The organism is Halalkalibaculum sp. DA3122 (genome assembly GCF_043951865.1).
Lineage (GTDB): Bacteria > Bacteroidota > Rhodothermia > Balneolales > Balneolaceae > JAMQKA01.
Genome location: NZ_JBINJF010000056.1, coordinates 1 through 9,632 on the forward strand (window position 1 = coordinate 1; position 9,632 = coordinate 9,632).

A 9,632-nucleotide genomic window follows, 5' to 3' on the forward strand; every position below is an offset into this window, starting at 1 on the left:
TACCCAAATTTGAGCTACCGGGTACTTCCGCTGGATATCATAATATCATTGGCTTAAGCCGTAATTTGTTCTACTTCGTGAATAATCCGGGTTAAGTGATTTGAGGGTTCAATTGAATACTATTCCAACATAATGTCTTAAATGCAACTCCACCCGTGGTGATTACGCCATTCTTGCGGGTTGATTGCGACAGCGGGTTTTGGTTAATTGATAATAGTTTTACCGGAGCCAGTCACTGTTAATTAATGCCCAAACCGATGAAACACGTATCCATCCTCATCCCACGCGGTAATGCCAGTGTCGTAAACATCGGCGGTACGCACCAAATTCTGTCGATGGTGAACCAGACGTTGCAGCAGCTGGGACGGAAGCCGGTGTTCGATATCCACCTGGTGGGACTGGAGCAGGAGGTCCGCCAGTCGCCCGGTATCTTTTCGGTTACCCCCGACTGCCTGATGACGGAAGTTGGGGAAACAGACCTGATTATCATTCCGGCCATTTTTGATGATGTGCCTGCCGCCAAAAAGAAAAACCAGGAGTTTATCCCCTGGATTTTACACCAGTATAAAAACGGGGCGGAAGTGGCCAGCATGTGCGTGGCGGCTTTTTTCCTGGCCGAGACGGGCCTGCTGGATGGCAAAAAATGCTCCACCCACTGGATGCACGCCAACAGCTTTCGGAAATTGTACCCCGAAGTGGAGCTGGTGGATGAAAAGATCATGACAGAGGAGGACGGCATCTACACCAGCGGCGGAGCCTACGCTTTCCTGAATTTACTGATGTACCTGATCGAGAAGAATGCCGGCAGAGAGGTGGCGGTGCATATTTCCAAAGCATTTGCCATTGATATCGATCGCGAAAGCCAGTCGCCGTTTATCATGTTTGAAGGACAAAAAGATCACGCCGACGAGAAAATTAAATCGGCCCAGGAATACATCGAAGAAAATTACGAGCGAACAATCCGCGTGGATGAACTGGCCGATAAACTGGCACTGAGCCGCCGTACGCTGGAACGGCGATTCAAGCGGGCCACCTCCAATACGGTAACGGAATATGTCCAGCGCGTAAAAATTGAGGCGGCCAAAAAAGACCTGGAGCGAACCCGTAAAAATGTGACCGAAGTGATGTACGAGGTCGGCTATTCAGATACCAAGTCCTTTCGTAACCTGTTCCGCAGGATCACCGGCCTGACGCCGATCGAATACCGTGAGAAATACAACCGCGATGCCGTAGCCGTCTAAAAACCGACCTTTTTTTGGCATCCCCAGACAGATGACCTGCCGGCAATTGGTAAGGCTGAAAGGGTATTTTAGATGCCCGGTTTTCCCTCTATTGCCTTCAACTATCTCTCATTTAATACGGGGGATAGCAACCTTACCGGAACGAAAAGCCTCAACACAAAAAGCGGTTTTAACAGAAGAGATGTTTCTTTTGTCTTGATACAAAAGGAACCGAAAACTCAAGAAGAATTTAACTCCCCGGGCGGACCTCATCCCGTCCGCTGTTCAGATGAATCGCCTGCTCCTCATAAAACAGAAATTCTTCGGGTTTGGACATGGTGCAATACCCCGTTCATACGACCTACTCCTTCGAAATCCTTCATTCATAATCCCCCACTCCGCTGCATGCAGGAATGGCACGAGCGAGACGCCCGCGCCAGTATTAGAATTAAGTTCAATGGTTTTAGCACAGGCGCGGTTTCGTTATTTGCGGACTGGTTATTCGTTTTTTGAATTAAACCAATAACCTATCTCCGGCGACGAATGTTGCGGTTTGTCTTCTTCGATGAAAAAATAAACAGGGAATCATGATTAAGAAGCCCCGAAAGGCAGATAGTTACCAACATTTTCATGAGATACTCTAAATGATCTGGATCCCTTTATTACCCGGCGGGCTCCATCTGCCGTTCCTTTTTACGGCGGCGATGTGCTTTTAGATATCGCTCATCTTCAGCATACGTCGTAGGATATACCGTGGGAACCGGCTGAGGATCCATATTTTCATCCACATTTACAAAGGTGAACACACAGGTATTGGAAAGCGCCTTGGTCACTTTATCCAGGCTGGTGCGCTCAATATCGATTTCAATGCTGATAGAAGTTTCACCCGTATATACGATGCGACTGGTAAAATCGAGTTTGTCGCCAATACGGATCGGCTGCAGAAAGTTGATCCGGTTCACGCGTACAAATACCGGCCGGTTTGGGGCGATCTCCTCAGCGTGCATCAACGCCAGCTCAAACGCCCGGCGGATGACGTAGCCCCCAAATATTTTCTTGGGTACGTTTTCATGATCCGGGTACATTCTTTCCATGCTGCTGCGAGTAAGATCTCCGGCCAATAGGCCGTCAAAACCCTCCTCTTCCTGTGCCTGGTGCAGTTCACGGAGGTGATGGAATTCCTCTTTACTCGGCGGCTCTTCCAGCGCGTCAATCTGCCGGCGGTAGGACTTGCGTCGTTCTATCGCCGCCTGGTATCGCTCTTTTTCCAGGTCGCTTTCATATTCAAGCGGGGGAATGGGCAGGCTTTCGGCTTCTTTCCCTTCTCCGGTACGCGCCACCATCGTAAAATAACAGGCCGCCAGGGAGTGTTCTGCCTCCTTATCCTGGTCAACCCTGATGCCGACCTCCATGGAGGTGCGTCCCACATAATTGATGCGAGCCCTAAGATAGACATCCCTGGTTATATCGCCCGGAACATGCAGGGCGATATCATCGACGGCAGCCGTCACCACACGTGCCCCAGGTTCAAACCGGTGGACATAGTCCAGCGCCACATCTTCGGCCAGCTTGTCGAGATGCTCCAGCAGTCGTCCCCAGCGCATATTACCGGGAATCTGCCTGTCCACAATCATAAATTTACGACGTAGCTGACGGTCACTGCTAAACGGGAGGGTTCGCTCAATGGAGGTATCTAAAGGACGCATCATTGGATAATTTTAGGTGAAAATACGTTTAAATATAAAAAACGAACTTATGGCATCACTAATTCAGTACAATTTTGTATTTGGCTCATCAAAGTTCAATCTGTCTGAATTTTTCTTCTCCAAGAGTGACTTTTGTGAATTTGCCTCTGAAAGCGATAATATTTCATTTTTAATTAAAGCCATGTTGACCACTGGCAACCGGAATTCTATACTCTTGCCCGCTGCGCTCTCATTGGCTACATTGCAACTCCGCCTGCGGAAGACTGTTGAGTGATAATCCCCGTATTCCAGGCAAGCCCGCGCTGGCTGCAACTTGCATCGAACTGAGTTTTTGTTATCCCAAACTGCTAGAAACCAGGAAAAATATTCAATGATGAAACGGAGTTTCCAAGAAATTTACGAGCAGCTTTACCAAATTTTGCGAAACTATGATTTCCCGGAAGAACGGGCCCGGCTTATCGCTCAAACGCACACCCAGTCTAGTTGCGACGGGGTCTATTCGCACGGACTCAACCGCTTCCCTTCCTTTATCGATTATGTGGAGCGCGGACTGATCGACGTTGCTGCCGAACCGGAAAAAGTGGGCTCTTTCGGGGTCCTCGAGCGTTGGGATGGCAACCTGGCGCCCGGGGTCTCCAATGCTCATCACTGCATGGAGCGGGCGATGACGCTTGCCCGGGAACATACGATCGGCTGTGTGGCACTGCGCAACACCAATCACTGGATGCGCGGCGGTACCTACGGGTGGCAGGCGGCAGATGCCGGGAAAATAGCCCTGTGCTTCACAAATACGAAATCCAATATGCCGCCCTGGGGTGGCCGGGAAAACCGGATCGGGAATAACCCTTTCATCATTGCTATTCCAAGAGAAAAGGGTCATGTGGTGCTGGATATGGCCACCTCCCAATTTTCGCTGGGCAAAATGAATACCTACAAGCTCAACAATGAGTTGCTCCCGTTTGCCGGCGGCTGGGATAGCGAGGGAAACCTGACAAAAGATCCCGGAAAAATACTTGCCACGGGACATGCGCTGCCCGCGGGCTACTGGAAAGGATCAGCGCTGACAATCGTCTTGGACATGCTGGCTGCCCTGCTTTCTGATGGCAATCCAACACACAACATTGATGATGACGAGGAAATCGCCATTTCCCAGGTTTTTATCTGCATCGATCCCGAAAAGTTCGCTGATGGCAACTTGAAAAACCAGTTATTGGATGAAATTATTGACCATGTACATGATGTGCCTCCAATACAGGATGGAGAACGTACATATTATCCCGGGGAGCGGACCCTGGCAACGCGAAAAGACCACCTGGAATATGGAATCCCGGTCAGTGAATCGGTGTGGAAAAATATTGAACGGCTTTCATCGCAATCCTGCTAAGCCGACACTTTTTTCTGGCAGCAACAACGTACCTGGATTATATCAATGTCTTCTACAAGGATATTATTTTTAAATCCTGGTGAATTATTCAGGTTGTAACCCATACATCCTTTTCTGAAAAATGAATAATATGGCTTGGTTTTACTTAATAATTGCTGGTTTGTTTGAAATAGTGTGGGCGGTAGGCCTGAAATATTCTGAGGGTTTTACCAGGCTCTATCCAAGCATTGGTACCGTCATCGCAATGGTGATCAGTTTTTATTTCCTGGCTCAAGGGTTAAAAGTTATTCCGGTGGGAACAGCGTACGCGGTATGGACAGGCATTGGAGCAGTGGGAACGGCGATACTGGGAATGATTTTGTTTGATGAATCCAGGGATCTGCTCAGAATCAGCTGTATCCTGCTTATAATCGCCGGGATAATAGGCCTGAAACTTGTCTCTCCCGATTAGGTAAATTTCGCAAAATCAGGTTATGCCAGACAATCCACGAGTTCCGTTGCATCCTCCCTCTGTCGAGGGGCATCACTGCACGGTCGGTCTGCGGCTGGCAAAGCTATTGTATACAAACAGGATCCTACATTGACATAAGGGGACCGAAAAATTGCAAGCGTTTGGGAAAATTAGTCAAATTCCTTGCATTTATTAAAAAAATTAAGACATCTAATTCATTGCTAGTCAATGAAGTAATATGGTTGTGAGGATGCCCTAATCATACTATTTAATAGCTGATAACGCTGCATTTAACAATCATGAGGGGATACATATAAAGCATCCCCATATGATTGTTTTGATCGGTGTTAGAGTGATGAAAGTATCCCGTTCCATTTGAGCTCAACAAAGAAACTGCGACCGGGATCGTTGAGCGGCAGGGTAGATCCCTGCAAGCTACGGTTCAGGTGCTCGTGGTACGTCACGTCAAACAGGTTGTCTACGCCCGCCGAGAGCTGAATGCCGCGTCCCAGTTGGGAACTCAGCTTGAAACTCGTCAACAGGTAACCGTCCGTTGGCTGCTCAACAAACGATTCGGCCACACGGGTTTGCTCAGCTACTCCGCGCAGGTGCAGTTGAGGAATCAGCTTGCCATTAAGGAAGCTGTAATCCAGTTTAAGATTGGCCTCATAAGCCGGAATCTGTGGCAGATCTTCATCAGCCGTTACATTGCGGCCGATAGTATAGGCTGTGGACAGGTTGTAACCCAATTTATTGCGCCCATTGTTTTGGAACGTCAGCTCAAATCCGTACAAGGCAGCTTCTTCCACATTCACAAACTGCTTTACGCCCGGTGCCCCCATCTGTTTGGGATTCAAATCGGGACGAACGGCCGCGCTGATATAATCGGTCACGTAGCTGTAGAACAGTGAAGTCTCAATACTGATGACTTTGTTCGTATAGTTGAGCATCGCATCTACCTGGTGGTTGGCCTCGGAGTTCAACTGCGGATTGCCTACGTATTCATAGGGATCCATCCCGATGGCCAGGTAGTTGACAAAAAGCTCATCCATGCCGGGGTAGCGCTCCGATCGTCCAACCCAGAAGCCGGTCGTCCAGTTCGGATGCAGATCTTTGGTAAAGCCGGCGCTGGCACTCCATCCCAGGTGCTCCTGGTCGAGCGTTCCGAGGGACTGGGCAAAATACGTATCTGGATCGCCGGCATTGGAGTAGTAGTAGTCGAATCTGGAAGAGATCACCACGTTCCATTCGCTGATAATCGGCTGGTATTCCACCACACCGCCAAAACGATTGCGTTTTCCACCCTGCCAGACGTTATCGGTGACGGTCTGCCCGGCCATGGGACCCATGTTGAAATCGCGGGTGCGAAATCCCTCCATATACCTGAGCGTGGCGTCGGCGCCGAAGGTCCAGCTGCCCGATGTCCCCGGTAGCACATAGGAAATATCGTACCCGTAGGTTTCCGTGGCCAGGTCCGTAACCGCTTCGGTCATTTTTGACATCTCGCGATCCAGGTTATCCATAACGTGTGCAACGTACGAGCCAAAAACCGAGCTTTTAAAGCGTCCCCTGCCGAGATCAGCCTTGGTATAGGTAAGCGTGGCGTTGGTGATGTTGTCTTCCCGCATATCCATCATCAGCGCCGGGTATTCCACATCCCGCGCAAAATTCTGACTCAGTTTGGCTTTAAGGGTGTTGGCACTATTTAACTGGACCGATGTTTCCACCGAATATTCGGCATTCGACATCCCGGCGCTAACGCTGTTTCCGGAACCGTCCTCATAATTTTCAGTGGATGCAAAAGCCCCGTATATGTTGGTCGTCCATCGGCCGCCCTCTTTTTTGATGCCGCCCGCATAGCGCTGGCGGTCGATGTTGCTTTCGTAACCGGCGGTTACGTAACTCGAAATAGCAGGATTGCCGAAATGGTTCGCCTGCTGTGATTTGAAATTGATGATACCGCCAAACGAGGGCCCGTGCTTCAGGGCATAGGGCCCCTTAAGAATCTCAACTTCTTCGATCTGCTCCATCTGAATGTGTGTTGTTGGGGGATCCATCCGGTTGGGACAGGCACCCTGGGATTGCAGCAGGCCGTCCATCTCCACCATCAGCTGATTTTTTTGGAAACCGCGCAGTACGGGATCGACGCCAAAACCGCCGCCTTTGCGAATGCCTGAAATATTGGGCGAATCCTTGAGAAACTGTCCCGCATCGTGCGAAAGGTTAACGGTCGAGATGGCCTGCAAAAACTGGTCGGGCTGGGCGGAGGTTTTTCTTGCCAGCACCGTAACCGGGCTCAACGCCTCCCTGGATTTTCGCAAGTAGATTGTTGCTGTTCCATCTGCACCATCTCCCGCATTGAGTTCAACGGTTTCAGTTTTGTAGCCCACATAGGTAATGCGCAGGATTAACGTTTCGACATCTGCAGTAAAGCTGAATTCGCCGTTGGTATTCGTCGTTGTAGTTACACCGCCGTCCAACCAATGCACGTGGGCACCGGTTAACGGTGTACTGGTTGATCGGTCCAGCACTTTGCCTGTAAACGTGTGTTGAGCCCAGGCGTAACCCGGGAAAACAGTAAGGAGTAACAGTCCAATTGCCAAAGAAAGTATTTTTTGTGTTCGCATGATTCTAATATGGTTTCGTTCATCCGCATCACAATCGAGATATTGCTATTGCAATAGCGTTACCGCACAGTGATGCAGCGTGATTGATGAAATTTGATTGGAAAAAAGGAGATCATGCGGTTGGCCGGGGCGGATGGAAAATGTCATCCGTAAAGATAAACAGCCGATGCTGCTTCATGCCGGGAAGGATGGAAGTCGGGGAAAAGGAGATCCCGCCAAAAGCCGAAACCAGCGGGGCTTTAATCTGAAATGGAGACGCTACACCAACTACTTCGTTCCCGTGATGGGTACACCCACAAATGGTGACGGTGTTGTCATTTTCTGTATTATCCGAGGAGTGGTGACTGCAATTGCAATGGTGAGTCCCATTCATGTCGCAGGTGGTCCCAGAATCCCCTGATTTTGCGCATACCATAACGTCGTTTTTGGAATGGGATAACTGCTGTATCAAACCCGGTGGCAGGCTTTGCAGCGACCAGGCCGAAAGGAATAAAATCAATATAAACGGTGATATGTTATTAAGCCGAGTCAGCAATACAAATTGCGTATGATTCAGTTTTTGTTGCCGTGAATTAATAAAGACTCTACATGACAAATCTTGTCATCACATTATTTCAAATTGCAATACTAGAGTAAATTTACAATATTGTGAGTAAACATTCACATACTAAATGAGTTAGATTATGAAACATCAATTTTTGCTTCTTTGTGTGTTGGTGATATTTTTTTCAGTAGCGATGGTTGAGATCGGAAGTGATCCCGTGCAGGATGATACACAACCGATTACAACGATCATGCAGCGTCTGATGATGGATATGCAAACCATTGAGGTTGGTATCTGGAACGAGAATTACGAAACGATCTGGTCGGGTGCACATAATATTGTCAACCACCCCAAAATTCCGGCGGACCAGCGAAGCGAAATTGCCGGTATTCTCGGCAAGCAAAAGATGAAAGCTTTTGCCGCGTTGGACATGCAGGTGCATAACCAGGCAGATTCACTGGCCAGAGATGCAAAAGCACAAAACATGAACGAGATCTTGAAACATTACAGTATTATCCAGCAGGGCTGCGTAAGCTGTCACTCGAATTTCAGAACGCAAATCATTGAAGGAAGATAAGTGGGCGATACCAAAAGGAAAGCGATATTGGAAACGGCTTTACAACTATTTGTGAAGCACGGTATAGATGCGACGTCAGTAAGGGCCATAGCGCAGGGGGCTGATACTGCTGAGGGAAATATATACCGCCATTTTAAAAGCAAGGATGATCTTGCACGGACCATCTTTTTAAATTGTGCCACGAAGTTTCGCAGTACGTTGAAGAAAGCCGTGCAAGAACAATCCGGTCCGGAACAGAAGATTGAGATATTGGTTCGCACCATGTTTGAATTTGCCTTTAATCGCACACTGGAGTTCTCCTATATACTCATTGCCAATCACCGCGAGGAGATTATTACCCGGGATATGCTGGCCAAACCGCTGCCAAAAGATATTTTTGAGGAAGCGCTGCAGGAGGGGATGGAGCAAAATTTATTTCAGGTGTCGGAGCCGACGATTACCGTTGCCTGGATTGTGGGTATGGTACAGCGCAGCACCATTTTTATTCAACGGAATATAACTTCACTTGAGCCGGAGAACGTGATTGATGAGACGGTAAAAGCCGTTTTGCGTATGTTGAAAAAATAAACAGATAAAAGATGATGAAGAACCTTCAATGGGAAAAGCAACTATTTTTTATAATAGTGGTGTCCCTTTAGGCTTGATCTAATCCCGACAGTAGTACGGGACCAGCAAAGCTGGAAGCGGGTAGGCCAAAAGATCAAGGCGGTGAATGGGGCACCCGCTCCAGCCGCCGCAGGCGTGGATGTTGATGGCCCTTTGCGCTTGGCGGTTGCCTTCAGGGTCCTCACCGGTACAACATCCACCTACGCCTGCTTCGGCTTCCGCACCCCATTCAAGGCCGAATTAGCAGGGTGGTATTTAATCTCTTCCTGAAGTCGATCTGAGGTGTGTACTTACCGATCGCTAAGCGAACTCTTCCAGTTTAGAATAGGGCATCCTCAAAAGTCAGAATATCACTTTCCAATTATTAGAGTTATTCCTTTTTGTCTGAACAAAAAGGAATCCAAAAAATCACCGGTTAAAATTAGTTATTGGTTATTAGGAATTAGTTATTAGTTCAGCATTTTAGCCAAATAACTAATAAACCAGTAACAAATAACTAAACCGCGGCTCACAAATC

8 protein-coding genes are annotated in these 9,632 nt (G+C 48.4%); 6 read left to right on the forward strand and 2 right to left on the reverse strand.

The annotated features are described in order from the left end of the window. Positions 1-257 precede the first annotated feature (257 nt). Complete coding sequence (locus ACG2F4_RS18660) at positions 258-1,241, forward strand: GlxA family transcriptional regulator (protein WP_395262463.1); 984 nt, start codon at positions 258-260, stop codon at positions 1,239-1,241. A gap of 641 nt (positions 1,242-1,882) precedes the next feature. Here ACG2F4_RS18660 and ACG2F4_RS18665 read toward each other — a convergent pair. Beyond that, a complete protein-coding gene (locus ACG2F4_RS18665; RefSeq protein ID WP_395262464.1) occupies positions 1,883-2,929 on the reverse strand; it encodes a hotdog domain-containing protein in 1,047 nt (348 codons plus the stop codon). Between the two features lie 367 nt (positions 2,930-3,296). On the opposite strand from ACG2F4_RS18665, the gene yiaK reads away from it, so the two are divergent. Both yiaK and sugE read left to right on the forward strand, forming a co-directional pair. After that, positions 3,297-4,310, forward strand: a complete 1,014-nt coding sequence (gene yiaK, locus ACG2F4_RS18670) for a 3-dehydro-L-gulonate 2-dehydrogenase (protein ID WP_395262465.1) — start codon at positions 3,297-3,299, stop codon at positions 4,308-4,310. Between the two features lie 130 nt (positions 4,311-4,440). Then, entirely contained in the window at positions 4,441-4,761 is a 321-nt protein-coding gene (sugE, locus tag ACG2F4_RS18675) for a quaternary ammonium compound efflux SMR transporter SugE (protein WP_395262466.1), read from the forward strand. Between the two features lie 347 nt (positions 4,762-5,108). Here the strand turns inward: sugE and ACG2F4_RS18680 are convergent, their stop codons facing one another. Then, complete coding sequence (locus tag ACG2F4_RS18680) at positions 5,109-7,388, reverse strand: TonB-dependent receptor (protein WP_395262467.1); 2,280 nt, start codon at positions 7,386-7,388, stop codon at positions 5,109-5,111. A gap of 133 nt (positions 7,389-7,521) precedes the next feature. Between ACG2F4_RS18680 and ACG2F4_RS18685 the strand changes: the two genes are divergently transcribed. From ACG2F4_RS18685 to ACG2F4_RS18695, 3 genes are all read left to right on the forward strand, one after another. Further along, positions 7,522-7,788: a hypothetical protein gene (locus ACG2F4_RS18685; RefSeq protein ID WP_395262468.1), complete on the forward strand. Its 267-nt coding sequence runs from the start codon at positions 7,522-7,524 to the stop codon at positions 7,786-7,788. A gap of 283 nt (positions 7,789-8,071) precedes the next feature. Then, complete coding sequence (locus ACG2F4_RS18690; protein ID WP_395262469.1) at positions 8,072-8,509, forward strand: hypothetical protein; 438 nt, start codon at positions 8,072-8,074, stop codon at positions 8,507-8,509. Further along, on the forward strand, positions 8,510-9,076 hold the full coding sequence (locus ACG2F4_RS18695; protein WP_395262470.1) for a TetR/AcrR family transcriptional regulator: 567 nt from the start codon (positions 8,510-8,512) through the stop codon (positions 9,074-9,076). The last annotated feature ends 556 nt before the right edge of the window (positions 9,077-9,632 follow it).